This is a genomic window from Comamonas sp. lk (assembly GCF_900564145.1).
In the GTDB taxonomy this organism is placed as follows: domain Bacteria; phylum Pseudomonadota; class Gammaproteobacteria; order Burkholderiales; family Burkholderiaceae_C; genus Comamonas.
Map to the genome: position 1 here is coordinate 75,323 of NZ_UOOB01000002.1, position 26,330 is coordinate 101,652.

20 protein-coding genes and 1 riboswitch are annotated in these 26,330 nt (G+C 62.4%); of the genes, 9 read left to right on the plus strand and 11 right to left on the minus strand.

Annotation, left to right across the window (positions count from 1 at the left end; all coding sequences use genetic code 11):
* Nucleotides 1-75 precede the first annotated feature (75 nt).
* Together EAO39_RS19125 and EAO39_RS19130 are read right to left on the minus strand one after the other, a co-directional pair.
* Entirely contained in the window at nucleotides 76-2,613 is a 2,538-nt protein-coding gene (locus EAO39_RS19125; protein WP_120971311.1) for an FtsX-like permease family protein, read from the minus strand.
* Between the two features lie 89 nt (nucleotides 2,614-2,702).
* Nucleotides 2,703-3,611, minus strand: coding sequence for a LysR family transcriptional regulator (locus EAO39_RS19130; protein ID WP_120971312.1), 909 nt, complete (start codon nucleotides 3,609-3,611; stop codon nucleotides 2,703-2,705).
* Nucleotides 3,612-3,681: 70 nt separating this feature from the next.
* Here EAO39_RS19130 and EAO39_RS19135 point away from each other — a divergent pair, with 70 nt between their 5' ends.
* The 3 genes from EAO39_RS19135 to EAO39_RS19145 all read left to right on the plus strand — a co-directional run bounded on the left by EAO39_RS19135 (nucleotide 3,682) and on the right by EAO39_RS19145 (nucleotide 6,584).
* The gene (locus tag EAO39_RS19135; RefSeq protein ID WP_120971859.1) at nucleotides 3,682-4,773 is read left to right on the plus strand and encodes an adenosine deaminase; all 1,092 of its coding nucleotides are present in this window, start codon (nucleotides 3,682-3,684) and stop codon (nucleotides 4,771-4,773) included.
* Between the two features lie 20 nt (nucleotides 4,774-4,793).
* Complete coding sequence (locus tag EAO39_RS19140; protein WP_120971313.1) at nucleotides 4,794-5,786, plus strand: tripartite tricarboxylate transporter substrate binding protein; 993 nt, start codon at nucleotides 4,794-4,796, stop codon at nucleotides 5,784-5,786.
* A gap of 333 nt (nucleotides 5,787-6,119) precedes the next feature.
* The gene (locus EAO39_RS19145) at nucleotides 6,120-6,584 is read left to right on the plus strand and encodes a low molecular weight protein-tyrosine-phosphatase (protein WP_120971860.1); all 465 of its coding nucleotides are present in this window, start codon (nucleotides 6,120-6,122) and stop codon (nucleotides 6,582-6,584) included.
* Between the two features lie 271 nt (nucleotides 6,585-6,855).
* On the opposite strand, the gene EAO39_RS19150 is transcribed toward EAO39_RS19145, so the two are convergent.
* The 3 genes from EAO39_RS19150 to msuE all read right to left on the minus strand — a co-directional run bounded on the left by EAO39_RS19150 (nucleotide 6,856) and on the right by msuE (nucleotide 9,575).
* The gene (locus EAO39_RS19150) at nucleotides 6,856-7,881 is read right to left on the minus strand and encodes a methionine synthase (RefSeq protein ID WP_120971314.1); all 1,026 of its coding nucleotides are present in this window, start codon (nucleotides 7,879-7,881) and stop codon (nucleotides 6,856-6,858) included.
* Between the two features lie 85 nt (nucleotides 7,882-7,966).
* Nucleotides 7,967-8,950: a DUF1852 domain-containing protein gene (locus EAO39_RS19155; RefSeq protein ID WP_120971315.1), complete on the minus strand. Its 984-nt coding sequence runs from the start codon at nucleotides 8,948-8,950 to the stop codon at nucleotides 7,967-7,969.
* A gap of 43 nt (nucleotides 8,951-8,993) precedes the next feature.
* The gene (gene msuE, locus EAO39_RS19160; RefSeq protein ID WP_120971316.1) at nucleotides 8,994-9,575 is read right to left on the minus strand and encodes an FMN reductase; all 582 of its coding nucleotides are present in this window, start codon (nucleotides 9,573-9,575) and stop codon (nucleotides 8,994-8,996) included.
* Nucleotides 9,576-9,673: 98 nt separating this feature from the next.
* Here msuE and EAO39_RS19165 point away from each other — a divergent pair, with 98 nt between their 5' ends.
* Nucleotides 9,674-10,600 carry a LysR family transcriptional regulator gene (locus tag EAO39_RS19165; RefSeq protein ID WP_120971317.1) on the plus strand — a complete coding sequence of 309 codons (927 nt, stop codon included), beginning with the start codon at nucleotides 9,674-9,676 and terminating at the stop codon, nucleotides 10,598-10,600.
* A 303-nt stretch (nucleotides 10,601-10,903) separates the two neighbouring features.
* Here EAO39_RS19165 and EAO39_RS19170 read toward each other — a convergent pair whose 3' ends face one another.
* The 6 genes from EAO39_RS19170 to apbC form a co-directional block, all read right to left on the minus strand.
* Nucleotides 10,904-11,527: a glutathione S-transferase gene (locus EAO39_RS19170; protein WP_120971318.1), complete on the minus strand. Its 624-nt coding sequence runs from the start codon at nucleotides 11,525-11,527 to the stop codon at nucleotides 10,904-10,906.
* Nucleotides 11,528-11,568: 41 nt separating this feature from the next.
* Nucleotides 11,569-11,856, minus strand: coding sequence for a formate dehydrogenase subunit delta (locus EAO39_RS19175; RefSeq protein ID WP_120971319.1), 288 nt, complete (start codon nucleotides 11,854-11,856; stop codon nucleotides 11,569-11,571).
* Nucleotides 11,856-14,765: a formate dehydrogenase subunit alpha gene (gene fdhF, locus EAO39_RS19180; RefSeq protein ID WP_120971320.1), complete on the minus strand. Its 2,910-nt coding sequence runs from the start codon at nucleotides 14,763-14,765 to the stop codon at nucleotides 11,856-11,858. Before fdhF ends, EAO39_RS19175 begins: the two co-directional genes overlap by 1 nt.
* Nucleotides 14,766-14,777: 12 nt before the next feature.
* Complete coding sequence (locus EAO39_RS19185) at nucleotides 14,778-16,919, minus strand: formate dehydrogenase subunit gamma (RefSeq protein ID WP_120971321.1); 2,142 nt, start codon at nucleotides 16,917-16,919, stop codon at nucleotides 14,778-14,780.
* Between the two features lie 112 nt (nucleotides 16,920-17,031).
* Nucleotides 17,032-17,970, minus strand: a complete 939-nt coding sequence (locus tag EAO39_RS19190) for a LysR family transcriptional regulator (protein WP_120971322.1) — start codon at nucleotides 17,968-17,970, stop codon at nucleotides 17,032-17,034.
* Entirely contained in the window at nucleotides 17,970-19,061 is a 1,092-nt protein-coding gene (apbC, locus tag EAO39_RS19195; protein WP_120971323.1) for an iron-sulfur cluster carrier protein ApbC, read from the minus strand. The genes EAO39_RS19190 and apbC overlap by 1 nt, the downstream gene beginning before the upstream one ends.
* 127 nt (nucleotides 19,062-19,188) lie before the next feature.
* Here apbC and EAO39_RS19200 point away from each other — a divergent pair, with 127 nt between their 5' ends.
* The 5 genes from EAO39_RS19200 (at nucleotide 19,189) to EAO39_RS19220 (ending at nucleotide 25,643) form a co-directional block, all read left to right on the plus strand.
* Entirely contained in the window at nucleotides 19,189-19,749 is a 561-nt protein-coding gene (locus EAO39_RS19200; protein ID WP_120971324.1) for a restriction endonuclease, read from the plus strand.
* Nucleotides 19,750-19,833: 84 nt separating this feature from the next.
* Entirely contained in the window at nucleotides 19,834-21,138 is a 1,305-nt protein-coding gene (locus EAO39_RS19205; protein ID WP_240467127.1) for a patatin-like phospholipase family protein, read from the plus strand.
* Between the two features lie 81 nt (nucleotides 21,139-21,219).
* Nucleotides 21,220-22,977, plus strand: a complete 1,758-nt coding sequence (locus EAO39_RS19210; protein WP_240467128.1) for a diguanylate cyclase — start codon at nucleotides 21,220-21,222, stop codon at nucleotides 22,975-22,977.
* A 186-nt stretch (nucleotides 22,978-23,163) separates the two neighbouring features.
* The gene (gene metG, locus EAO39_RS19215) at nucleotides 23,164-25,314 is read left to right on the plus strand and encodes a methionine--tRNA ligase (protein WP_120971326.1); all 2,151 of its coding nucleotides are present in this window, start codon (nucleotides 23,164-23,166) and stop codon (nucleotides 25,312-25,314) included.
* 113 nt (nucleotides 25,315-25,427) lie between these two features.
* Nucleotides 25,428-25,643 (plus strand): hypothetical protein, encoded by a 216-nt coding sequence (locus EAO39_RS19220; protein WP_120971862.1) that lies wholly within the window; start codon nucleotides 25,428-25,430, stop codon nucleotides 25,641-25,643.
* Nucleotides 25,644-26,019: 376 nt separating this feature from the next.
* A riboswitch (cobalamin riboswitch) is annotated at nucleotides 26,020-26,250 on the plus strand.
* Nucleotides 26,251-26,330 lie beyond the last annotated feature (80 nt).

Here is a 26,330-nt window from a genome sequence, read left to right on the forward strand (position 1 = left end):
AAGACAATTTTGAATAAAAACAGCCTCAACTGCTTATTAATAAAGCGCATCAAGCTATTTATTCAATAGCAAACCCTATTCCGCAGCCTGGCGCAAGGTGCTCATCACCGGCCGCTGCAGCACCTCGCGCAGCGCCCACCAGCCGGCCAGCCAGGCCAGCAATGCCCCGGCCAGCGCCCCGACCAGCGGCACCCACCACAGCACGCTCCATTCAAAATCAAACACCCAACGGGCCAGCGCCCAGCCCACGGCCAGCGCCACACAGCTGGCCAGAAAGCCGGCCATCAGGCCCACGCCCGCCAGCTCGGCGCTTTGCACCTGCTGCAGCAGCGAAGCCCTTGCACCCACGGCACGCATGATGGCGTACTCGCGCGCCCTCTCCTCGCGCGTACCGGTGACGGAAGCAAACAGCACGACCAGGCCCGCCGCCAGCGTGAAGCCAAACAGAAATTCCACCGCGCGAATGACTTGATCCATCCCGCGCTGCACCTGGGCCAGCGTACTGGTCAGGTCCACATTGGTGACGTTAGGGAAACGGTTAACCAGCGCATTGTCAAAGCCAGGCGCATCGGGGGCGCGGTAGGCAGCCAGATAGGTGACGGCCACGTTCTCCAGCTGCTCCACCGGGTAGATCACAAAGAAATTGGCGCGCATGGAACTCCAGTCCACCTTGCGCAAGCTGGTGATGCGGGCCTCGTTCTGCTCGCCGCCGATATCGAAGCGCAGCATATCGCCCAGCTTCAGGCCCAAGGTCTTGGCAATGCCGTCTTCCACGCTGACCGTGCCCTGCTCACCAGGCGTCCAGCGGCCCGCCACGATCTGGTTGTGCTCGGGCTGGGCAGGCGTGGTGGAGAGATTGAACTCCCGGTCCACCAGGCGCTTGGCACGGTCTTCGCTGAAGTCCTCGGGGCTGACTTCCTTGCCGTTGACGGCGATCAGCCGCCCGCGAATCATGGGAAACCAGTCATAGCTCTTCACTCCGGCAGCGGCCAGGGCGGCCTTGAAATCCTTTGCCTGCTCGGGTTGCACATTGATCACAAAGCGGTTGGGTGCATTGGCCGGCGTGGCCTGGCGCCAGCTGGCAATCAGATCGGTGCGCAGCAGCACCAGCAGCACCAGGGCCAGCAGGCCCACGGCCAGGGAGCTGACCTGCACCACGGCATAGACCGGGCGCGCCGAGATCTGGCGCGTGGCCAGCACCAGCCAACGCGGGGCCGTGCTTTCGTTGACCACACGACGCAGCAGCTTCACGCCCAGCCAGGCCAGACCTGCAAACACCAGGGCTGCGGCGGCAAAGCCGCCCACGGCGATCAGCCCCAAGGTGAGATCGCGGCTGACCACCATCAGCAAAGCCGCAAAGCCTGCCACGCCCACGGTCAATACCAGCAGCGATGCAGGCTTGAGCGCCCCCAGATCGCGGCGCATCACGCGCAGCGGCGGCACTTGCGCCAGCTGCAGCACGGGCGGCAGGCCAAAGGCCAGCAGCAGGGTCAGGCCCATGCCCATGCCGAACAGCACGGGCCAGATGCTGGCAGCAGGCAAGGCCGCCTCCACAAGCCCGGCCAGCAACCAGACAAACACATGGTGCACCGCCCAGCCCAGCAGCACGCCGGCGGCGCTGGCGGCCAGGGCAACGAGCACAAATTCCACGGTATAGGCCCCGGCAATGCGCCGCTGGCTTTGGCCCAGCACGCGCAGCATGGCTGAAGCATCGAGATGGCTGTTGGCAAAAGAGCGCGCCGCCAGCGCCACGGCCACGGCCGACAGCAGTGCGGCAAGCAGGGCCACCAGACTCAGAAATTTCTCGGCCCGGTCCAGCGTCTGTCGCATCTCGGGGCGACCGCTCTCCAGCGACTCTATGCGCAGGCCGTGAAGGCTGCCGGTCTTGGCCTGCTCCTGCGCCCAGGCCAGATAGCGCTGCGCTGCAGCATCGCCGCTGCGACTGCCGTCGCCCGCCACCGCCAGGCGGTAGGTGATGCGGCTGGCCGGTTGCACCAGCCGGGTCGCCGGCAGGTCGGCGCTGTTGATCATCACGCGCGGCGCAAAGCTCATAAAGCCCGCGCCCTTGTCGGGCTCGATGGCTATGGTGTGGCTGATGGTGAAGCTGCCGTCGCCCAGCAGCAGGGCGTCGCCCACTTTCAGGCCCAGGGCCTCCAGCAAGGGCGCATCCACCCAGACCGTGCCGGCGGCAGGAATGCCTTGGGCCGGCTGCTCAGCCTGACCCGGACCTTGGCTCAAGCTCACCTGCCCGCGCAGCGGGTAACCCTGATCCACGCTTTTGAGCGCCACCAGCTTGATATTGCCGCCACGCTCCTGCGCGGCCCGCGCCATGGTGGGAAAGCTGCTGGTGGCCACGGTCTGCAAACCCTGGGCCTTGGCCTGCTCCACAAAGGCGGCTGGCGCCGGGTTGTCGCTGACCACCACCACATCGCCGCCCAGCAGCTGGCGCGCATCGCGCTGCAAACCGGCTTGCAGGCGGTCGGCAAAAAACCCGACCGAGGTCAGCGCCGCCACGGCCAGCAACACGGCCACGATGAGCAGGCGCAGCTCGCCCGCACGCATATCGCGCCAGAGATTGCGCAGCCCCAGAGTCCAGACAGATGATCCATGCATGGGTCAGACCATAGCGCAACACCCAAAACCGGATAAACAGCAGCCCAAGCGTTCACGGTGTGGCGCGGGCTTGCTGCCCCCTGCCCCTGCTACGCCCCGGCCAATAGCTGCTCACATAAAAACGAGCGGCACTGGGCCACCACCGCCCGCTGCTGGGCCGGCTCGCCATTGAGCATCAGCGCAAGGCGCCGGCCTATGACGGGAGCCGTCAGCGAGCGCACCTGCAGCGCCGGCGTGGCCACGCCCTGGGTGTACAGGCGCGAGATCACGCCTACCGCATGGCCGGCCTGCACCAGGCTGTAAAGCGATTCGCTGTAACGCATGCGCATGGCGTCGTCCATGGCAATGCGCTGCTGGCGCAAGGTGGCCACGGCCAGCTCATAGGTGCTGCCGCGCGCAAACAGCACCAGGCGCTCGCCACGCAAAGCCTTCCAGCGCAGCGGGCCTTCGGTCTGCGCCAGGCGGTGGCCCGGGGGCAGCAACACCACCAGCTCGTCTTCGGCCAGCGCCGTGGTGTGCAGGCGCGCAGGCGTATCCAGCTCGGTGGTGATGCCCATATCCACGGCTCCGCTGCGCAGCTGGGCAATCAGCTCCTCGTGCAGCGGATCGGACACTTCCACCTTCACCTGCGGGTTTTGCGCCTGCCAGCGCGCCAGCACCGGCGCCAGCAAATGCATGGCCGAGGGCAGGCAGGCAATGCGCACCGTCTGCTGACCGCTGGCCAGCATCGCGTGCATCTGCCCCACGCCGCGATCAAAGCTGGCCACCAGCCACTGCGCCTCGTGCAACAGCGTGCGCCCGGCCTCGGTCAGCGCCATATGGTGAGGGCCTCTATCCATGAGTCTGGCGCCCAGCAGAGACTCCAGCTCGCGAATGCTGGCCGACACCGCCGGCTGCGTCAGCGACAGGGCTTGCGCGGCCTGGCTGAAGCTACCGGTTTCCGCCACGGCCAGAAAGGCGCGCAGCTGGCGCAAACTGGGTGCATGCAGGTTTGCCATAAATCCAATCGATAGACCTATCAAATGAAGTCATTTTATTTATAGCGCATCGCCGCCTACCATGGCGAGCATGAATGCTGCCCCCACCTGCGCCACACCCGAGCTGACGGCTTTTGTCCACGCCATCCCCAAGATGGAGCTGCACTGCCATCTGCTGGGCACGGTGCGCAAGAACACTTTTATCGAACTGGTGCAACGCGCCAAGGCACCGCTGGCACTGGAGGAAATCGAGGCCTTTTATACCCGTGGCGAAAAGCCCGTGGGCGTGCTGCGCGTGCTGCGGGCGCTGGATGAATGGCTGCTGCAATCGCCCACCGATCTGCAGCGCATCACCTACGAATACCTGCAGGATGCCGCTGCCCACAATGTGCGCTATGCCGAGTTTTTCTGGAACCCCACGGGCACCGTGCAATGCTCGGGCATGAGCTATGCCGCCGCGCAAGCCGCCATTCTGGCCGGCGTGGCCGATGCGCAAAAAGACTGCGGCATTCGCGGCCGCCTCGTGCCCTCCATCGACCGCGAAGCACCGGCCGCTGCCGCCGTGCAAATGGTGGAATGGATGCTGGCCCACCGCCACGACGAAGTGCCGGGCATTGGCATCGACTACCGCGAAAACGAGCGCCCGCCCGAGATGTTTGTGGATGCCTATGCGCTGGCCAGAAACGGCGGCCTCAAGACCACGGCCCACGCCAGCGAATTCGGCCTGCCCTGGAACAATCTGCAGACCGCACTCGATGTGCTCAAGGTCGATCGCATAGACCACGGCTATACCGTGGTGGACAACCCGGAACTGGCCCAGCGCTGCGCCGACATGGGCATGGTGTTTACCGTCGTGCCCAGCAACTCCTATTACCTGCGCACGCTCTCTCCAGAGCGCTGGGCGCTGGATCATCCGATACGCCGCATGCCGGCAATGGGCATTCGCGTGCACCCCAATACCGACGACCCTACGCTGCACCACATCGACCCCACGGGGGCCTGGAGCAAGATGGTCTGCGACTTCGGCTTCTCCATTGACGATCTCAAGGACTTCATGCTCAACGGCATTGATGCGGCCTGGATCAGCGACAGTGAAAAACACGCTTTGCGCAGCCAGTGGAGCGCAGAGTTCGATACCTTGCGCAGCACCCACCTTTCCCATCCCTCTACCGCACAGGCCTGATCATGCTTCCAACACGCTCCATGAAATTCACTCTTCGCCTCAGCGCGCTGCTCATGGCTGCAGGCCTGGGCACGAATCTCGTCCAGGCAGCCGAGCCTGCCTGGCCCGCCGCCCGCCCCATCATCCTCACCGTGCCCTTTAGCGCGGGCGGCAGCGTGGATGTGACGGCACGCCTGATCGCGCAAAAGCTGGGCGAGCGCCTGCACCAGTCGGTGGTGATAGACAACGTGGCCGGCGCCGGCGGCGCCCTGGGCGTGAACAAGGGCGTGCATGCCGCAGCCGACGGCTACAACCTCATCATGGGCGCCGACAGCCCCATCGCCATTGCCAAGCTGGTCAACCCCGCCGCCGTGCGCTACGACGCGCTCAAGGACCTGGCACCCGTAGCCATGGTCAACACCGCGCCCATGATTCTGGTGGCGCGCGCCAATCTGCCGGCCAACAATCTGCAAGAGCTAACCGCGCTGGCGCAAAAGCAGCCCGACAAGATCAGCTATGCCACCTCGGGCATTGGCACCATCTTGCATCTGGCCATGGCCCGCATCAGCGATCGCGCCCAGATGAAGCTAGTACACGTGCCCTACCGCGGCGGCGGCCAGATCGTGACCGATGTGGTCGGCGGCCAGGTGGATCTGGCCATGCTGATCAGCGTGACCGCCATTCCGCAAATTCAAAGCGGCAAGCTCAAGGCTCTGGCCGTCACCTCGGCCGCCCGCCTGCCAGAGCTGCCCAACGTTCCCACCGTAGCAGAGACTGCTTCACTCAAGGGCTACCAGATGGTTTCCTGGGCCGGCATATTTGCCCCGGCCCGCACGCCGGCACCCATCATCGGCAAGCTCAATCAGGAGCTCAATGCCGTGCTGGCTTCGCCTGAAGTCAAGGCCAAGCTGGCCGAGCAAGGCGCCATCGCCGCCAGCGGCAAGGAAAGCGCAGCCGACTTCGGCCAGTTTGTGCGCAAGGAGCAGGCGCGCTACGCAGAGATCGTCAAAAGCGCACACATCACGGCCGAGTGATTCCGGGAGTGATTGCGGGAGTGATCGCGGCAACGCGGTTGCGGCGTCCTGCGCTCTGCGCAGGCGGCTCCTGATTGATGAGCAGCTTGCGCAGTACCGACCTGTGTTTTGAATTGAATAAGCCCTGCAACGCAGGCTTTTCATGCGCAAGCCACTATCCAATTCGATAAGCGCCAAGTGACAACCCTGAGATGGAAATCTCAGGGTTTTGTGCTGGTTTGTGCTTGAATAGCCTACGCAACCAGCTATTCAATCATGAGCAAAAATCACCGCCAAGCACCTGACCTCAGCCATCTGGCCCGCAAGAGCGGCAACGCTCCGCTGCGCGTGCTCATGGTCTGCATGGGCAACATCTGCAGAAGCCCCACCGCCCACGGCGTGCTGGAAAAAATGGTGGCCGATGCCGGCCTTGCCGGGCGCGTGCAGGTCGATTCCGCCGGCACCCATGGCTATCACGCCAGCGAAGAACCCGACGCCCGCAGCCAGCTGCACGCCATGCGCCGTGGCTACGACCTGAGCCAGCAGCGCGCACGCCAGCTCAGCAGCCAGGATTTTGAAGACTTCGATCTGGTGCTGGTCATGGACAGCAGCAACGAGACTGCCGCCCGCAAGCTCTGCCCGCCGCAGCATCTGCCACGGCTGCACCGCCTGACCGACTTCTGCCAGAACTTTTCCGACACCCAGGTGCCTGATCCTTATTACGGCGGCAACAAAGGCTTCGAGCATGTTCTGGACCTGGTCGAAGATGCCTGCACCGGCGTGCTGCAGGCGGTGAGGAGCGACGCCATTCGAAAATAACGCCTGCTGATTGATGCGGAGGTGCGGTCTACTGACCCGATTCAGCTGCTCTGAACGCTTCTTCTCGGTTTGATGTGATTGGAAGTCATAGATTCATTGCAGGCGTTCGCGTGCTATCACTCTAGTACCGCTTTCCAGCGCTTGTGGTCTGTCATCCCATCATCACGTTGGTCCAGCTACTGCCATCGATTAGCCATACATAGCGCACAACAGTCCTTGAGACCTCCAGCAATCTTCGGTTGTCTGTTCGATCCAGAAGGCGCGGGATACGTCACGCCGTGGTCAACCGCTCCTTTGCCAGCCTTGCGCCTTCTGCCAGCGCTTGCAGCTTGCGCCACGCCACATCCCGCGCCATCGGCGCCAGGCCGCAGTTCGTGCATGGGAACAGCCGTTCCTTCGGCACAAACTCCAGCGCCCTGCCGATAGTGTCAGCCACCTCCTCGGGAGTCTCGACCACATCGCTGGCAACGTCGATCACGCCAACCATCACGTCCTTGCCAGCCAGCAGTTTCATCAGGTCGGGCGGCACGTGGGAGTGGATGCATTCCAGGCTCACCTGGTCGATGCGGCTACGGGCGAGTGCGGGGAACACCGTCTCATACTGGCGCCATTCGTCGCCCAGGGAGCTCTTCCAGTCGGTATTGGCCTTGATGCCATAGCCGTAGCAGATGTGCACGGCCGTCGTACAGGTCAGGCCCTGGGCCGCACGCTCGAGCGCTTGCACGCCCCAGTCGGCGGCATCCTTCATGTAGACATTGAAGGCGGGCTCGTCGAACTGGATGATGTCTACACCGTCGGCCTGAAGCGCCAAGGCCTCTTGGTTGAGTAACTCGGCAAAGGCGTATGCCATTTTCACCTTGTCACCGTAGAAGCGGTCCGCCACGGTGTCGACGATGGTCATAGGACCGGGCAGGGTGAACTTCAGCTTCTTCTTCGTGTGCGCACGCGCCAGCTGTGCTTCGAAGGCATGCACGCGGCCCTTCAGGCGCAGGGCTGACACCACCTGCGGCACCATCGCGTCGTAGCGGTTGTCGCGGATGCCCATCTTCACCTTGTGCTCGAAGTCAATGCCCTCAACCTGCTCAAGGAAGCCGTGCACGAAGTGCTGTCGCGATTGCTCGCCGTCGCACACGATGTCCAGGCCTGCGTCTTCCTGGGCTTTGATCCATAGCAGGGTTGCGTCGGCCTTGGCCTGGAGAAGGGCATCGCCTTCAGCCCGCCACTGAGGCCAGAGCTTGTTGGTTTCAGCCAGCCAGGCTGGCTTCGGCAGGCTGCCGGCGATGGAAGTTTCAAACATCTTAGGATTCCTTTTAAACAATGAGAGGGCGTGGCGTGCATGCCTCGGGAGCGTTTGCCCCGATTTGCGGAGCGATACCGTGGCGTCAGAGCGTGTAATTGGCAGCCCATTTTTCAAGCACGTTCTTGTACGGCTTGATGAAATGTTCCTGCGCAAACTTCCCCTGCTTCACAGCCAGCTGGCCGCGCTCTTCCCGGTCGTAAACAATTTGCGTCAGCGAGTAGTCCTGATTCTTCAGGCTCGGTCGATAGAGGTTTCCCGCCGCTGAATTTGCGTTGTAGATCTCGGGGCGATAAATGCGCTGAAAGGTTTCCATCGTGCTGATGGTGCCGATCAACTCCAGGTTGCTGTAGTCGCCCAGCAGGTCGCCGCGAAAGTAGAAAGCCAATGGCGCAACGCCATTCGGAGGCATAAAAAAGCGAACCTGCATCCCCATTTTTGCGAAGTATTGGTCGGTGGAGGACAGCTCATTCTGTTGGTACTCGACACCCAGCACAGGATGCTGGTTTCCCGTTCGCTGATAGGTCTTGCTTGTCGAGGCGCTGATGCAGATGACGGGAGACTTGTGGAAGTGCCCCTTGTAAGTGCTCGAGTTGACAAATTGCTGGAACAGTTTCCCGTGCAAGTCACCAAAATCGGCCGGCGTGCTGAATTCCGCTCGATTGACGTTGTGCTCCGCAAGCAAGACGCTGAAGTCGTAGTCGCGCACGTAAGAGGAGAAATTATTTCCCGCGATGCCGTCGATGCGCTTATTCGTTTTCTTGTCGAGAATGCAGGTTTTCAGTATCTCGATTAACGGAAATGCAGCATTGCTGATCTTGGCATCCATATTCATCTCGACGGAGATGATCTCCAGCTCGACGGAGTAGCGATCTCCCGTCGGGTTATCCCAATACGCCAGGTCATTGAAGCGGTTGTCAATCATCCTCAGCGTGCTGCGCAGGTTCAGTTGCCGACTTTTCCCCCGGGCCAAGTTGGCAAAGTTGGTGGTGATGCGTGTGCCGTCCGATGGCTGATAGTTCTCATCGAAACAAATGCTCTTGAGGTTGAAGGTAAGTTCGTTGTTCATTGCGATCTAGTGACTTAATTTCTGAGAAAGAACGATTCTTGATTCAGGCCAAAACCACTTCTTCGGCCAGAGAGCGCTTGACCCTGTATGCCAATTCAAGCAATGGCAGTGCCCGCTGAACCGCCAGCCTGGCCCGCTCAATCAGGGCTTCGTTTTGCGGACGGTAGCCACCGAAATCCTTGTCAGTCCCGTAGACGCCCAACGGCAATGTGCGTGCCTGGAAGAAGCTGAACAACGGCCGCAACTGGTGATCGATCACCAGGGCATGGCGCTCGCTACCGCCGGTGGCAGCCAGCAACACAGGCATGTCGATCAAGGCATCCTGATGAATGAAGTCGAAGAAGTGCTTGAACAACCCTGTGTAGGAGCCGCGAAAGACCGGAGTCACCACCACCAGGACGTCAGCTTGCTCAACCGCTGCAAGTTCTCGCTCCACGGTGCACGGCAGTTGGGAGCGCCAAACCACGCCGGCAAGTTGCGGTGCGAGTTGACCCAATTCAATCAGATGCTGTTCGCACGGGAGTTCGTCGGCGATCAGGTCCAGCAGGTGCTCTGCCAGGGCTGCGGACTTGGAGGGGCGCTGCAGTCCGCCGGAAACTGCGACTAAACGAAGTGGACGTGTCATTTCTGTCTTTATTGGCTCAATGGGAACGAATGCTAGGGCAGAGAATCAATGACGTAAAATGGTTTTATTTCAACAATCCATGAATATGGTTCATATGAATGCTTGAGCGCATCCACCTCAACATCGTTCAGCAGGTTGATAAACAAGGATCGTTGACCGCCGCTGCGGGCGTACTGAACCTGACCCAGTCGGCCCTGAGCCACAGCATGAAGAAGCTTGAGCTGCAACTGGGCACCGACATCTGGCTGCGTGAAGGTCGAAGCCTGCACCTCACACAAGCCGGGCAGTACCTGCTGGCGGTGGCAAACCGCGTGCTGCCGCAGCTGGACCTGGCCGAGGAACGCCTGGGCCAGTTCGCGCAGGGCGAGCGCGGCGCGTTGCGTATCGGCATGGAATGCCACCCTTGCTACCAGTGGCTACTCAAGGTGGTTTCTCCCTATCTGACGGCGTGGCCCGACGTGGATGTGGACGTCAAGCAGAAATTTCAGTTTGGCGGAATCGGCGCGCTCTTCGGGTACGAGATCGACCTGCTGGTTACGCCCGACCCGCTGTTCAAGCCCGGGCTGAAATTTGAGCCCGTGTTCGACTACGAGCAAGTGCTGGTCGTCGCAAAAAGTCATGCACTGGCTTCGGTGACCTATGTGAAGCCCCAGCAGCTGGCCCGGGAAGTGCTCATCAGCTACCCCGTGGACATCGAGCGCCTGGACATCTACAACCAGTTCTTGCTGCCGGCCGGTATCACGCCCAAGCGCCACAAGGCCATCGAAACCACCGACATCATGCTGCAGATGGTGGCCAGCGGTCGGGGCGTGGCCGCGCTACCGCGCTGGCTGGTCGAGGAGTACGCGGCCAAGATGGACATAGTGCCCGTACGGTTGGGCATGCGCGGCATCGCCAAGCAGATTTTCCTGGGAGCACGCGAGGCAGACACAGCCATCGACTACGTACGAGCCTTCATCGAGTTGGCGCGCCAGCCTGTTCTCTCCATTGCACAAGAAAGCATTCAGAAGACCATCCACCCATGATCATGGCGATCGATGGATCGTTACTTCTAACGTCAATCCCGCAAAGCGGGATGAAGACATCATTCTTGGGTCGTTGAACACCTTGCGCGGGCGAGGCATTGAACATCCGAGAGTGAGAGCTGAAACCCCACAGGCTTGGAATTCGACTTTGCTGCGCTGCTACCGAATTCTGACGTTGAGGTCAGCAGGCATTGACATAGAAGAACTTAACGGCCACTGCCGGCATTCCCAACCTGCCCCAGCCATATGCAATGAGCCCAAACCGCCATTACCTAGCCTGCCAAGAGCGCCTACGTCACGGCTTCAGGGCGTTCCATTTCTTCCGTACAGGCGGTAGCCAGGTCTGAGACTCAAACGCTCGTAGTAATCGCTCAGCGCAGGAAAGTATGGATGCGCCAGCGGCGTCTCAAACCACCGATTGACCGACAGACCTATCGGTATGTCGGCAAGAGAAAACACATCGCCGCCGATGTAAGCGCCGGTTGAATCAAGCTGTCGACTGAGCACTTCCATATGCCGCGTCCAGTCTCGGCACGCGTTTGCCAAAGCACGCCCGTCCTGATGCTCAGGCGAGTGCCTGACCAGGGACATGAAGGCATAGCTCCACGACCTGTTGAGGTCTGACGCCTGCCAATCCATCCATTGATCGACCCGCGCTCTGGCTTTCGCTTCAGCCGGATACAGGCCGGCACCGTGGTAGCGATTCGCCAGATAGCGAAGAATAGAGTTTGACTCCCACAGCACGAAATCACCGTCCTGGATGACCGGCACCATGGCATTGGGATTGAGCGCCAGAAATTCAGCCGTGTGGGGGGACCTGAAGCCGGAGCCCCAGTCTTCCCGTTCAAAGGCAATTTCCATTTCGGCACAGGCCCAGAGCACCTTGCGCACATTGATCGACGATGCCTTGCCCAATATGCGCAACATTCCCTGTCCTTGCCCTTGATTTCGTCTATGTTCGCAGCTGGTCAGCTCTGTGGGTTCGCGGTCTTTTCTGCATCCTGGCTGGCCGTGCAAGCAGTACCGGCAGCGGCAAACGCTGCAGCCAGAGGCAGCAGGGCTTCATAGACCAGTGGCTTGAAGGCTTGGACTGCCTGCGGGTCTTGCAGGGCCTGGGCCAGTTGCCGTCGCATGCGTGGCTCCCAGAACTTCTGGATGTGCTCAGCCACACCGTGCAGTGCCTCCTCCCTCTCGGGCATGGCCTCAAAAAATTCGCCAATGCGATTGGCCATGTGGATCAGATTATTGGCCTGCATCACTTGGCTCCTGCCCATTCCGGCGCTTGCTGTGCCACCGCCAGATGGCCCAGCTGCTCGTCGTTAAAACGCGCATAGTCTTTTTGCCAGCTCGAGGGCTGAACCACCGGAAGTACCTGAACGGCCGTCACCTTGTACTCGGGGCAGTTGGTGGCCCAGTCCGAGCTGTCGGTGGTGATCACATTGGCGCCCGATTCGGGGAAGTGGAAGGTGGTGTAGACCACGCCGGGCTGGATGCGCTCGGTCACCGTGGCACGCAGCACGGTATGGCCGGCGCGGCTTTCGATACCCACCCAGTCGCCGTCGCGCACGCCGCGGTCTTCGGCATCCGCGGGGTGAATCTCCAGGCGGTCTTCGCTATGCCACTGGCTGTTGGGCGTGCGCCGGGTCTGGGCGCCCACGTTGTACTGCGACAGAATCCGGCCCGTGGTCAACAGCAGCGGAAAGCGCTGGGTGACTTTCTCGTCGGTCGCCACATACTGGGTGATGATGAAGCGGCCCTTGCCGCGCACAAATTGTTCCTTGTGCATGATGTCGGTGCCTGCCTCTTCAGTGGCTTCGTTGCACGGCCATTGCACGCTGCCCAGGCGCTCGATTTTTTCATAGCTCACACCGGCAAACGATGGCGTGAGCGCGGCAATCTCGGCCATGATCTCGCGCGGATGCTGATAGTTCATCGGGTAGCCCAAGGCATTGGACAGCAGCTGCGTCACCTCCCAATCGGCGTAACCGGCCAGCGGCTGCATGACCTTGGTCACGCGCGAGATGCGGCGCTCTGCATTGGTGAAAGTGCCGTCCTTTTCCAGGAAGGATGCTCCCGGCAACAGCACATGGGCGTACTTGGCGGTTTCGTTAAGGAAGATGTCCTGCACCACCACGCATTCCATATTGGCCAGTGCCGCCGTCACGTGCTGGGTGTTGGGGTCGGACTGCACAATGTCCTCGCCCTCGCAGTACAGGCCCATGAAGCTGCCGGCCAGCGCCGCCTCGAACATATTGGGAATGCGAAGGCCGGGTTCCGGGCTCAAGGACACGCCCCAGGCGCCTTCGAACTGAGCGCGCGTGATGCTGTCCGAGATATGGCGGTAGCCGGGCAGCTCGTGCGGGAAGGAGCCCATATCGCAGGAGCCCTGCACATTGTTCTGGCCGCGCAGCGGGTTCACGCCCACGCCTTCACGGCCCACGTTGCCGGTGGCCATGGCCAGATTGGCAATGCCCATGACCATGGTCGAGCCCTGGGCATGCTCGGTCACGCCCAGGCCGTAGTAGATGGCGGCATTGACAGGCTTGCCCTGAGGATGGTCCGCACTGCCCAGTGCATACAGGCGCGCTGCACCGCGCACCAGCTCGGGCGCTACGCCGGTGACTTCGGCCATGGCTTCGGGCGAGTTCTCGGGCTTGGCCACAAAGGCTTTCCATTGCGCGAACGATTTGGCATCGCAGCGCTCGTCAATGTAGGGCTCGGCCAGCAAGCCTTCGGTGACGATCACATGGGCCAGCGCGGTGATCATGGCCACATTGGTGCCGGGCTTGAGCTGCAGGTGGTAATCGGCCTTGATGTGGGGCGAGTTGACCAGCTCGATCTCGCGCGGGTCAATGACGATGAGTTTTGCACCTTCGCGCAGGCGCTTTTTCATGCGCGAGCCAAACACCGGGTGCGCCGCCGTGGGGTTGGCGCCAATCACCATGATCACGTCGGAATGCTCTACCGACTTGAAGGTCTGCGTGCCCGCCGAAGTGCCATAGGTCTGGCCCAGGCCATAGCCCGTGGGCGAGTGGCAGACGCGGGCGCAGGTGTCCACATTGTTGTTGCCGAAAGCCGCACGGATCAGCTTTTGCACCAGATAGGTTTCCTCGTTGGTGCAGCGCGAGGAGGTGATGCCGCCAATCGCATCCTTGCCATGCTTGGCCTGTATGCGGCGGAACTCGCTGGCCGCGTGGCCTATCGCCTCCTCCCAGCTCACTTCACGCCAGGGGTCGGTGATCTTGGCGCGAATCATGGGTTGGGTGATGCGGTCCTTGTGCGTGGCATAGCCCCAGGAAAAGCGGCCCTTGACACAGGCATGGCCTTCGTTGGCCTTGCCGTCCTTCCACGGCACCATGCGCACCACCTGCTCGCCCTTCATCTCGGCCTTGAAGCCGCAGCCCACGCCGCAATAGGCACAGGTGGTGATCTCGCTGTGCTCGGACTGGCCCAGCTCCACCACGGTCTTTTCCTGCAAGGTGGCCGTGGGGCAAGCCTGCACGCAGGCACCGCAGCTCACGCAGTCGCTGGCCATGAAGTCATCGCCCTGGCCTGCCGTGATGCGCGATTCAAAGCCGCGCCCCGAAAGCGTCAGCGCAAACGTGCCTTGCGTCTCTTCACAGGCACGCACGCAGCGGTTGCAGACAATGCATTTGCTGGGGTCGTAATTGAAATAGGGGTTGGAGGTATCGACCTCGGCCTTGGCCTCGCCCTTGAAGTGGTTGGCGCCGTCCATGCCATAGCGCACTTCGCGCAGGCCCACCACGCCCGCCATGTCCTGCAGCTCGCAGTCGCCGTTCGATGAGCAGGTCAGGCAATCCAGCGGATGGTCGGAGATATACAGCTCCATCACGCCCTTGCGCAGCTCCTGCAGCTGCGGGCTTTGCGTTTTCACCTTCATGCCGGCCTCAGCCGGCGTGGTGCAGGACGCAGGATAGCCTTTGCGCCCCTCGATCTGCACCAGACACAGGCGGCAGGAGCCAAAGGGCTCCAGCGAATCGGTGGCGCAGAGCTTGGGCACCTTGATGCCGCCATCCACGGCAGCGCGCATCAGCGATGTGCCCTTGGGTACGGTGACTTCACGCCCGTCAATCTGCAGCGTGACAAGTTCTTCAGCCAGACTGGCGGGAGTCCCAAAATCGGTGTGCTTCAAATGTTCCAACATGGTGTTCTCTCCTCAGACGGGCATGGCGGCCGATGCGGACTCGATACCGAAGTCCTGCGGATAGTGGGTGAGCGCCGAGCGCACCGGATAAGGCGTCATCCCGCCCATGGCGCACATGCTGCCATTGACCATGGTGTCGCACAGGCTCTCCAACAGCGCCACATTGGCGGCATGCACAGCGCCTGTATTCGTGATGATGCGATCGATCACCTCCACCCCGCGCGTGGAGCCTATGCGGCAAGGCGTGCACTTGCCGCACGACTCGATGGCACAGAACTCCATGGCATAGCGCGCCAGTTGAGCCATATTGGCCGCATCGTCATGCACCACCAGGCCGCCATGGCCGACCACATTGCCCTTGGCCGCATAGGTTTCGTAGTCCAGCGGATCGTCCCAGTCGGCAGATGCGACATAGCTGCCCAGCGGCCCCCCCACCTGAATCGCCTTGATCGGCCGACCCGTGACCGTGCCACCGCCAAAGTCCTCGACCAGCGCGCGCAGGCTCAGGCCGAAGGCTTTTTCCACCAGCCCGCCGCGCGCAATATTGCCCGCGATCTGGAACGGCAAGGTGCCGCGCGAGCGGCCCATGCCATAGCCTTGGTAGAACGCTGCCCCCTTGGCCAGGATGAGGGGCACAGTGGCCAGCGTGATCACATTGTTGATCACCGTGGGCTTGCCGAACAGGCCTTCAATGGCCGGCAGCGGCGGCTTGGCGCGCACAATGCCGCGCCGGCCTTCTATGCTCTCCAGCATGGCGGTTTCCTCGCCACACACATAGCTGCCAGCACCCTTGCGCACCTGCAGCTCGAACGCCTTGCCGCTGCCCGCCACATTGCCGCCCAGCCAGCCCGCAGCACTGGCGCGGGCAATGGCTTCGTTCAGCGTGGCAATCGCATGAGGATACTCGCTGCGCACATAGATATAGCCCTGGGTAGCGCCCACGGCCAGTGCCGCAATCGCCATGCCTTCAATCAGGCAATAGGGGTCGCCTTCCATCAGCAGGCGATCGGCAAACGTGCCCGAATCGCCTTCGTCGGCATTGCAGGCAATGTATTTTTGTGAGCCTGCAGCTGCGGCCACCGTCTTCCATTTGATACCCGCCGGAAACGCCGCACCGCCGCGGCCGCGCAGACCGGAATCCAGTACCTGCTGCACCACGGCTTCAGGTGCCATGGCTGCTGCGGCCTTCAAACCTTGCCAGCCGCCATGGGCGGCATAGTCAGCCAGGCTCAGCGGATCGATCACGCCCACGCGCGCAAAAGTCAGCCGCTCCTGTTGGGCCAGATACGGAATCTGCTCGGTCAGGCCATGGCAAAGCGCATGCGGCTGGCCTTGCAGCAGGCCGGCATCCAGCAAAGCCGGCACATCGGCGGCCGTAACCGGCCCGTAGGCCACGCGGCCGCTGGCGGTTTCTACCTCGACCAGCGTCTCTAGCCACAGCAGGCCGCGCGAGCCATTGCGCACCAGATCGATGGTCAGGCCGCGTGCCGCGCATTCGCGCTGCAAGGCCTGGGCCACGGCATCCGCGCCCACGGCCAGCGCTGCTGCGTCGCGCGGCACATAGACACGAATTGATCCTGAATTGATAGCTTCTTGCGCATGATTTGCCTGTGCTGCAGCCCTTTTTTCTTCAACACCCGGCTGCAACCACTGCGCCGCCAGTTGATCGAAGCTGGCCGCCGTCATATGGCCGTGCACCTGCTGCTCATTGACCATGATGGCCGGCGACTGCGCGCACAGGCCCAGGCAGTACACGGGCTCCAGGGTCACAGCGCCATCGGCGCGGGTTTCATGGGACTTGCAGCCCAGCGCTTGCTCGGCATGGGCCAGCAAGGCATCGGCTCCGCGCGACTGGCAGGCTTCGGCACGGCAAACCTGCACCAGAGTCTTGCCCGTGGGCTGCTCGCGAAAATGTGGGTAGTAACTGACCACGCCATGGACTTCGGCCCGCGAGAGATTCAGCGCCTGGGCGATGACAGGCACGGCGGCGTAGGGAATATGACCTAGCTCATGCTGCACGGCATGCAGCAGGGGTAGCAGACTGCCGGCTTCGCCGGCATGGCGTTCCAGAGCGCGGTTCAGAATGTCTGACTGCTGGGCAGTCAGCTTGTGCGACGCAAGCTGAGCCAGCGACACGGTTTTTTCATGGGGCATGGGGCGACCTTTTTATGCAGGCGCTGCAGCGCCTGTGTCTCTGACCCCATTTCAGCCCTGTACGCTTACCCCGTCAAATTCTTTAGCGCTATGGGCTGATTCAATTGGTGAATCAAGTGCGGTCTCGCACCGCCCCGGCAAAGCGCGTGCATTGCTCACGCCACTGTGCGGTTTCCATCAGGGCCATGGCCGCCAGCAAAGCGCGGGTGGCGGTGTCCCGGGGCTGCGTCAGAAAGGCAATCGCCGTCTGCACCTGGGGCGCTATCAGCGGGCGTACGCTCAGTGCAGCGGCCTCGGGCAAGGTGGCAACCAAGGCGCCTGGCAGCACGCTGTGCAGACCGCCGTCGCTGACAGCCATCATCAGGCTGAGCACGGAATTGGTTTCCATGGCGGCGCTAACCTCGCAGCCCGCAGCCTTGAAGCTATCGTCCACGATCAGGCGGTTGTGCATGTCAGGTGTCAAAAGGCATAGCGGCAGCTTGGCCGCCTGCGACCACTTGACGGATTTTTGACTTGATTTTTCAGTCGCAGGACTGAGCAGAAAGTAATGCTCCAGGTACTGCGGCCAGACGGTGATACGGGCGCTGTCCCGTGCGAGCAAGCGATCGCTGTAGCCCAGCGCCAGATCCAGCGACAGGTCTTCCAGCCCGGTTTCAATCTCCAGCGAACTCATGGACAGCACCATGGGCGTGATACCCGGATGCTGCGCGCGCAGCAGCGCGGCAAAGCGGGTCAGCATGGGCATGGCCGTAGGCACGGCGGCCATGCGCAAGCGGCCTTTGAGCTGACCGCCCCCCAGACTCAGGTCCTGGCGCAAAGCCTCTTCTGCCTTGAGCATGGACAGCGCCGTGGCCAGCACCTGCTCGCCTTCGGGCGTCAGACCGCCAAACACGCGGCCACGCCGCACGATGACCGCGTCGAACTCTGCCTCCAGCGCTCTGAGCGCGTTGGACAGTGCAGGCTGCGTGATATGACAGGCCTGCGCCGCCCTTGCGAAATGGCGGTGCTCATTGAGCGCCACCAGATAACGCATGGAGGTCAGCAGGTTCATCAGGTGTTGCTGCTCACCGTGATCGTGGGGAACTTGCTGGAGAAGTCCTTGGCCTTGAGCGCCACCTTCACCGCCAGATCGCGAGCCACCTTTTTGTAGATCTGGGCCGCTTCGCTCTCGGGCTCGGCCACCACGGTGGGCTTGCCGCTATCGGCCTGCAGACGGATCTGCAGCGACAAAGGCAAAGCGCCCAGATAGTCAATGCCTTGCTCGGTCGCCATCTTCTTGCCGCCATCGGCGCCGAAGATATGTTCCACATGGCCGCAGTTGGTGCAGACATGGGCCGCCATGTTTTCCACCAGGCCCAGGATGGGCACGCCCACCTTCTCGAACATCTGCACGCCTTTTTTGGCATCGATCAGCGCGATGTCCTGCGGCGTGGTCACCACCACGGCGCCGGTCATTGGCACGCGCTGGGCCAGGGTCAGCTGGATGTCGCCCGTGCCCGGTGGCATGTCGACGAACAGATAGTCCAGATCCTTCCAGTTGGTCTGGCGCAGCATCTGCTCCAGCGCCTGGGTGGCCATGGGGCCGCGCCAGATCATGGCCTGGTCGTTGCTGACCAGCAGACCGATGGACATGACTTGCACGCCATAGTTCTCCAGCGGCTCCATGGTCTTGCCGTCGGTGCTCGGGGGCTTGCCGGAAACGCCCATCATCATGGGCTGGCTGGGGCCGTAGATATCGGCATCCAGAATGCCCACGCGCGCACCTTCGGCGGCCAGCGCCAGCGCCAGATTGGCCGTGGTCGTACTCTTGCCCACGCCGCCCTTGCCCGAGGAGATGGCAATGATGTTCTTCACGCCGGGCAACAGTTGCACGCCGCGTTGAACGGAGTGAGCAGCCACCCTGGTGTAGATATTGACGCTGACATTGCCCACGCCAGCCGCCGTCTTGGCGGCCGCGATGAGCTGGCTGCGCAAAGCGGGCTGCAGGCTTTGGGCTGGATAGCCCATTTCCACGTCAAACGAGACGTCATCACCCACAATCTGCACATTGCGCACGGCTCGCGTGCTCACAAAGTCCTTAGCTGTATGCGGATCGAGCACGCTGGACAGCGCGGTCAGTAGAGCTTGTTCTGTAACGGCCATTGCTTTTAGAGGTTCATCGGATGGCAGATAGTCTATCCAAGCTGCCCTGCCCCCTGTGCACAGGTGACAATGCGGCCTTTTGCGTTCCCCCCACAGATATTTAGAGAGACAGCCCGTGAAATTGAAGATGGCCGAAAACTCCTTGTTCGCAATCCTGATGCGCTCGCGCTGGTGGATCAGCTTTGCGATCTGCGCCGCCGTGGCCCTGATCTCGTTTGCCGCATTCCCCAAGGACATCGCTCCGTTTGCAGCCCTGGGCGCTTTTCCGTTTTTCATCGTCGGCTGCATCGCCGTCTACAAGCAACTGCGCGCACCCAGTGCCGCCCAGGCCCAGCAATTGCTCGATGAATGCGCCGCCCTGCCCTGGAAACAGTTCTCCCAGCGTCTGGCCGCTGGCTGGCAAGCCGAAGGCTATGGTGTGGAATTTTTGAACCAGAACGGTGCCGACCTGCGCCTGACGCGCAAGGGCCAGACCACGGTGGTGCAGGCCAAGCGCTGGAAAGCTGCCAATCAAGGGCTGGAGCCTCTGCGCGAACTGCAGGCACAGCAGCAAAAGCTGGAAGCCAGCCACGCCGTGTACGTCACGTTGCAGCCGCTGACCGAAAACGCCGCCGCCTGGGCCAAGCAGCAACAGATCGCCGTGCTGGGCCCTGCGGAAATAGCCTTGCTGCTATCCAAAGCCAAGTAAAGCCCGGCCGTTTCTCCCTCCCGGCGGCGGCAGCCGTCCGCCGGGCGCCGGCCCGCCGAGACCGGCCGGCAATCTAGGGGAAGATTGCCACACACAAACCGCAGCCAGCCGGGCACACTCAAGGCCATGAGTGCCACGGCGTCCTTTACTCCCCCCGCTTCGCTCGCTCCCTCCCCCCTGCCCGCAGCGCGTACGGGCTTGCTGCTCAGCGGCGGCGGGGCGAGAGCGGCCTATCAGGTAGGCGTGCTGGAAGCCATAGCCGAGATACGCCGGGCCTGCGGCCAGCAACACGCGCCCAATCCCTTTCCCATCCTGGCGGGCACCTCGGCCGGTGCCGTCAATGCCGCAGCCCTGGCCTGCCATTGCGATCATTTTGACCATGCGGTGCGCCAGATGGTGCAGGTCTGGCGCAATCTGCATACCGAGCAGATTTACAAGGCCGACTCGCTGAGCATGCTGCGCAGCGGCGCCCGCTGGATGACGCTGCTCTCCCTGGGCTGGGCCATGGCGCGCTGGGGCCGCATGCACCCGCGCTCCCTGCTCGATAACGCTCCGCTGCAAGCCCTGATGGCCAGCGAGCTGATGCCGTTCGAGCGCCTGCCCGCCATGATCACCGGCGGACATCTGCATGCCCTGGCCATCACCACCTCCAGCTACAGCAGCGGGCAGCACATCACTTTCTTTCAAACCGGCAATGGGCTGGACCCCTGGGTGCGCGACCAGCGCAAGGCCGTTCAGACCCAGCTGACCCGCGCGCACCTGCTGGCGTCCTCGGCCCTGCCCTTCATCTTTCCAGCCGTAGCCCTGCCCCTGGACGGACGCCTGGAATACTTTGGCGACGGCTCCATGCGCCAGACGGCACCGCTGGCTCCGGCCATTCACCTGGGGGCCGAGAAAATCCTGGTCGTGGGTGCGGGGCGCAGGCGCGAACCCGCGCCCCAAGGGCCTTTGCCGGACGCCAGCTATCCCTCGCTGGCCCAGGTGGCGGGCCACGCCCTGTCCAGTATTTTTCTGGACACGCTGGCCGTGGACATAGAACGTGCCGAGCGCATCAACCAGACGCTGGCCCTGATCTCGCCTGCCGAGCGCATACACAGCCGCCTGAAACCCGTGGAACTGCTGGCCATCACGCCGACACAGCCCATTGACGATATTGCCGTGCGCCATATCGACAAGCTGCCCCGCTCCGTGCGCGTGCTGCTGAACACGCTGGGCGTGCGCGGCAACGGCAGCACGCAGCGCGATGGCGCCCTGGCCAGCTATCTGCTGTTCGAGCAAGGCTATACCCGCGAGCTGCTGGCCCTGGGCCGCAAAGATGCGCTGGCGCGGCGCGACGAAATTGCCGTCTTCATGGGCTGGGAGAAGCAGGCCGCGCATGCCGGGTTGTAAAAAAACCCTTCCAGCAAGTAAGATATTCCCTGATTTCTCTCTTCCACGCGCCCCTCCAAGGGCCAGCCAAGCGCCCGCTCAGTGACCCCATCGCCCACACCTGCTCCCTCTAAAGCGCGCGGTTCGACCTCGCTCAAGCTCTCCCTGATCCTGCCCTTTGTGGTCCTGATCGCCCTGCTCACCGCGGCGCTGGGCATGCTCTGGTACTGGACCGGCAGCCAGACCGTGGCCACATTGTCCGAGCAGGTGATGGAGGAAAAAGCCGAGCGCATTGCCCAGGCCATTGACCGACATATGCATGGCTCTGCCGCCGTGCTGGAGGCGACCTTTCCCCAGAGCATGCACGCCCCCCTCGATATTCGCGACGAGCTGCAGGCCTTGCAAACCCGGCTGTGGATTGCCACTTCGCTGCACAACCCGCCCAACAACTATGTGTACTACGGTAACCAGGCCGGACAAGGCATGGGCCTCAAGCGCCTGGACAGCACACAGGCACAGCTGCGCCTGAAAACCTATGCCGAGGAAATGCGCAGCTACTACCGCCTCGATGGCATCAACGCCCATCCGGTCTTTGAATCCACTGAAACCAAGCTGTTCGACCCACGCCAGCGCCCCTGGTATCAGCTGGCCCAGAAGACGCAGGCCCCTATCTGGACTCCGGTCTATATCGACTTTGGCATCAAGGATCTGGTCATCACCCGCGCGCGGCGCGTGCTGTCTGCCTCGGGCCAGTTCGAAGGCGTGGTGGCCACCGATATATCGCTGGCCGCACTCAATGGCTTTGTCAGCCAGTTGCAGCTCACACCCAACGGCCGCGCCTTCATCATGGAGCCCGGCGGGGAGCTGATTGCCGCATCGGGCCTGAGCAATACCCGGGCCACAGCCGACGGCAAGCTCGAGCGCATGACCGCCGCCAACAGCGGCGACGCCCTCACGCTGGCCGTCTATGAAGAAATCAAAACGCTGCCCCATAGCGCCGAAGCCGGAACGCAGCCGCGCACCGCCTTGCTCGACGATGGCCAGCACCACCAGATCCGCATCGCCTATCGCCGCGTGACGGACGGCGCCGGCCTTGAATGGACGGCCGTGGTGGCCGTGCCGCATCAGGACATTCTGGCCGGCGTTTACCGCCATATGGCCATGGTGTTCGGCCTGGGCCTGGTCGCGCTGATCGTGGCCACGCTGATAGGCACACGCATCTTTGGCACCGTGGCCAATGACATGCGCTCGCTGACCCGAGCCGTGCGCCGCGTGGGCCAGGGCGAAATCGACACCCCGATTGCGCTGCAACGCCGCGATGAAATTGGCGAACTGGCCGACAACTTCCAGCGCATGCGCAACAGCCTGTTTACCGACCCGCTGACCGGCGCCAGCAACCGCAGCGCGCTGCAGCACATTCTGGCCACCCTCACCCGCCCCGGCGCAGGACAGACCAGCGCCGCCCCGTTTGCCCTGCTGTTTGTGGACCTGAACCGTTTCAAGCCCCTGAACGACCGCTGGGGCCACGACAACGGCGATCTGGCCCTGACCGAAGTCACGTTGCGCCTGCGCCAATTGCTGCGCGAGGATGATGTGATTGCCCGCCTGGGCGGCGACGAGTTCGTCATCATTTTGCGCGGCGTCAGCGACGAGGAGCGGGTGCAAGCCGTGCGAGCCAAGATGCAAGCCTCGCTGGAACAACCCCTGACCACGCTGCAGGGCATTCCCGAGGGCGAAAGCGTGACCGTTGGTATCTCCGTGGGCCAGGCCCTGTACCCGCGTGATGCGCAGGATGCGCAAAGCCTGCTCAAACTGGCCGATCAGGACATGTATCGCCACAAAGGCCCGTCAGAGCGATAAGACTCTACGCCAACCGGATCTGAATGATTTCAGATAAATAAAGCTTCAAGCGCATATGTATCATGCGCTTGAAGCTATTAATTAAATAGCAACCAATCCAACCAGCGAGTCACACCAAGACCCGCTGCCGCGCCCCGGTGCCAAGGCCTCCTAAAATGGCAGGCTCTCTGTGAAAGCTGTTCCCTCATGACCGCACGCAAACTCTTCGTTACCACCGCCCTGCCGTACGCCAACGGCAACTTCCACATCGGCCACATCATGGAATACATCCAGGCCGACACCTGGGTGCGTGCGCAGCGAATGCAGGGCAATGCGGTCAACTTCGTCGGTGCCGACGATGCCCACGGCGCGCCCATCATGATTGCCGCCGAAAAAGCCGGCAAGACGCCCCAGCAGTTCGTGGCCGACATTGCCGCTGGCCGCAAGCAGTACCTCGACGGCTTTCATATCGCCTTCGACAACTGGAGCAACACCGACAGCCCGGAAAACCACGAGCTGTCTAAGCAGATTTACCGCGACCTCAAGGCCGCCGGTTTCATCGAAACCCGCACCATCGAACAGTTCTTCGACCCCGAGAAGAACATGTTCCTGCCCGACCGTTTCATCAAGGGCGAGTGCCCGCGCTGCCACGCCAAGGACCAGTACGGCGACAACTGCGAAGTCTGCAGCTCGGTCTATGCGCCCACCGATCTGATCAACCCTTTCTCGGCCCTGTCGGGAGCCAAGCCCGTGCTCAAGAGCTCGGAGCATTTCTTCTTCAAGCTCTCGGACCCGCGCTGCGTGGAGTTCCTGACCGAGTGGACGCAGGACGGCAAGCATGTGCAGCCCGAAGTGGCCGCCAAGATCAAGGAATGGTTTGGCGTGCGCACCAACCCCGATGGCACGACCAGCGAAGGCCTGGGCGACTGGGACATCTCGCGCGATGCGCCTTACTTCGGTATCGAGATTCCCGACGCTCCGGGCAAGTACTTCTATGTCTGGCTGGATGCGCCCGTGGGCTATCTGGCATCGCTCAAGGAATTGCTGACCCGCCGTGGCGAGAACTTTGACGCCTATATGGCCGACCCCGATCTGGAGCAGTACCACTTCATCGGCAAAGACATCATCACTTTCCACACGCTGTTCTGGCCGGCCATGCTCAAGTTCAGCGGCCGCAAGACGCCAACCAAGATCTGCGTGCACGGTTTCATGACCGTCAACAACGGCGAGAAGATGAGCAAGAGCCGCGGCACGGGCCTGGATCCGCTCAAGTATCTGTCGCTGCAAATGAACCCCGAGTGGCTGCGCTACTACCTGGGCGCCAAGCTCAACGGCAAGAACGAAGATATCGACTTCAACCCCGAAGACTTCATGCTGCGCGTCAACTCCGATCTGATCGGCAAGTACGTCAACATCGCTTCGCGCGCCGCCGGTTTCCTCACCAAGCGTTTTGGCGGCAAGCTGGCCCAGGTCAGCGAAGACGGCCAGACCCTGCTGGCGGCGCTGCGCGAACAACAAGCTGCCATCGTTGCCGCCTACGAGGCCCGCGACACGGCCCGCGCCGCGCGCGAGATCATGTTGCTGTGCGATCGCGTCAACAGCTATGTGGATGCCAACAAGCCCTGGGAGCTGGCCAAGAAGGAAGGCATGGAAGCGCGCCTGCACGATGTGTGCACGACCTGCATCGAAGCCTTCCGCATTCTGACCATTTACCTGCAGCCCATTTTGCCCAGCGTGGCCGCCGAAGTGTCCAACTTCCTGATCGTGCCGCCCGAAAGCTTTGGCGATGTGGCCAAGCCCCTGGGCGAAGGCCACCAGATCGGCGAGTACAAGCATTTGATGCAGCGCGTCGATCCCAAGCAGCTGGAAGCACTGTTTGAAGCTCCCACCGGTCAGGCCGCTCCTGCTGCTGCCGCTCCTGCCAAGGCCGAGAAAAAAGCGGCCAAGAAGGCCGAGCCCGTGATCGACCCCAACGCCCCGGGCGGCGAGCCGCTGGCCGAAACCATCAGCATCGACGACTTTGCCAAGGTCGATCTGCGCATTGCCAAGATTCTCGAATGCAAGAGCGTGGAAGGCTCGACCAAGCTGCTGCAGCTGACGCTGGATGTGGGCGAAAAGGACGAGAACGGCCAGCCCAAGACCCGCAATGTGTTCAGCGGCATCAGCAGCATGTACAGCCCCGAGCAGCTGCAAGGCAAGCTGACGGTAATGGTGGCCAATCTGGCCCCGCGCAAGATGAAGTTCGGCCTCTCCGAAGGCATGGTGCTGGCCGCCAGCCATGCCGACGAAAAGGCAAACCCCGGCATCTATGTGCTGGAACCCTTCCCCGGCGCCGCCCCCGGCATGCGGATTCACTGATGCCATCCCCCCTGAGGCGCTTTGCGCCTTCCCCCAAGGGGGACGACACCTTCGCCGCGAGGCGGCGGGGCCGCCTTAGGCTCTGGCTCGGTGTCTCCTCGCTGGGGCATGCTTTGTCGAGCTCCTGCAGGCCATGGCTTGCAGGGGCTTTTTTATGCCTGCTGTCCCTGTCCGGCTGCGCCGTGGTGGCCGTGGCGGGCACGGCCGTCAGCATCACCGCAGGTGCCGTGGGTCTGGCCGCCGATGCAGCGATTGGCACGGTCAAGATCGTGGGCAAAGGCGTGGGCAAGGCTGCAGACGCCGCGCTGGGCGACGAACCTGCCGATTGAATGGCGGCGAGCGCAGCCGCGTCTCGCCACAGGCCAACACGTTATACTGCGCCCGTTTTGAAGCGGGTTGACCGGCTGGCCATGCATGGCCGCTGCCAGCCCCTTCATCGCGACAACAGGTGCCCAGGCTTAGAACGTGTTTACGATCTCTACGCAGCCGCGTTGAGGCGCAATCGGGATGAGTTCGAAGCGATGTGGTGCCGCTTGCACCGGGGTGCAAGCCAGCCGCAGCGCGAAGAAATCGCCCGATTTCGCCCCAACCCTTTGGGCCAGTGCCTTTGCGGGCGCTCTGCGGTGTTGCGAATCCTCGCAATAGCACGGCTATTGCTGTGGTATCGCGCCTAGCATCCCATCCCGCAAAGGTACTGGCGCGGCGCCGAGGAGATCGTAAACACGTTCTTAGGCCAAGGGTTCAACGGGAACAGGGTGCAAATCCCTGGCTGCCCCCGCAACGGTCAGCAGATAAACCATTTCCACGCCCCCAGGGGCAAACCACTGATGTCCTACGTGGCCTCCCAGCGAGGTGCGCGGCGACATTGGGAAGGTGAAATGGCAGGCATCACGCCATCTGCGAGCCCGGATACCGGCCTGTTGAGCACCGTACCCCTGGGGAAGCCCCCGGCGTGCGGTATTTGCAACGACCGTCTGCGGGGAGCAGAAGTGGCTGCTTGCCTGCCCGGCGGTCAA

Bases quoted from the DNA above. Each gene is read 5' to 3' on its own strand.
- EAO39_RS19175 (WP_120971319.1), bottom strand. From the start codon at position 11,856: ATGCAGGCCAATAATCTGATCCACATGGCCAATCGCATTGGCGAATTT.
- msuE (WP_120971316.1), bottom strand. From the start codon at position 9,575: ATGACACGTCCACTTCGTTTAGTCGCAGTTTCCGGCGGACTGCAGCGC.
- metG (WP_120971326.1), top strand. From the start codon at position 23,164: ATGACCGCACGCAAACTCTTCGTTACCACCGCCCTGCCGTACGCCAAC.
- EAO39_RS19125 (WP_120971311.1), bottom strand. From the start codon at position 2,613: ATGCATGGATCATCTGTCTGGACTCTGGGGCTGCGCAATCTCTGGCGC.
- EAO39_RS19170 (WP_120971318.1), bottom strand. From the start codon at position 11,527: ATGTTGCGCATATTGGGCAAGGCATCGTCGATCAATGTGCGCAAGGTG.
- EAO39_RS19190 (WP_120971322.1), bottom strand. From the start codon at position 17,970: ATGAACCTGCTGACCTCCATGCGTTATCTGGTGGCGCTCAATGAGCAC.
- EAO39_RS19140 (WP_120971313.1), top strand. From the start codon at position 4,794: ATGAAATTCACTCTTCGCCTCAGCGCGCTGCTCATGGCTGCAGGCCTG.
- apbC (WP_120971323.1), bottom strand. From the start codon at position 19,061: ATGGCCGTTACAGAACAAGCTCTACTGACCGCGCTGTCCAGCGTGCTC.
- EAO39_RS19155 (WP_120971315.1), bottom strand. From the start codon at position 8,950: ATGAACAACGAACTTACCTTCAACCTCAAGAGCATTTGTTTCGATGAG.
- EAO39_RS19165 (WP_120971317.1), top strand. From the start codon at position 9,674: ATGCTTGAGCGCATCCACCTCAACATCGTTCAGCAGGTTGATAAACAA.
- EAO39_RS19200 (WP_120971324.1), top strand. From the start codon at position 19,189: ATGGCCGAAAACTCCTTGTTCGCAATCCTGATGCGCTCGCGCTGGTGG.
- fdhF (WP_120971320.1), bottom strand. From the start codon at position 14,765: ATGTTGGAACATTTGAAGCACACCGATTTTGGGACTCCCGCCAGTCTG.
- EAO39_RS19145 (WP_120971860.1), top strand. From the start codon at position 6,120: ATGGTCTGCATGGGCAACATCTGCAGAAGCCCCACCGCCCACGGCGTG.
- EAO39_RS19135 (WP_120971859.1), top strand. From the start codon at position 3,682: ATGAATGCTGCCCCCACCTGCGCCACACCCGAGCTGACGGCTTTTGTC.
- EAO39_RS19130 (WP_120971312.1), bottom strand. From the start codon at position 3,611: ATGGCAAACCTGCATGCACCCAGTTTGCGCCAGCTGCGCGCCTTTCTG.
- EAO39_RS19185 (WP_120971321.1), bottom strand. From the start codon at position 16,919: ATGCCCCATGAAAAAACCGTGTCGCTGGCTCAGCTTGCGTCGCACAAG.
- EAO39_RS19150 (WP_120971314.1), bottom strand. From the start codon at position 7,881: ATGTTTGAAACTTCCATCGCCGGCAGCCTGCCGAAGCCAGCCTGGCTG.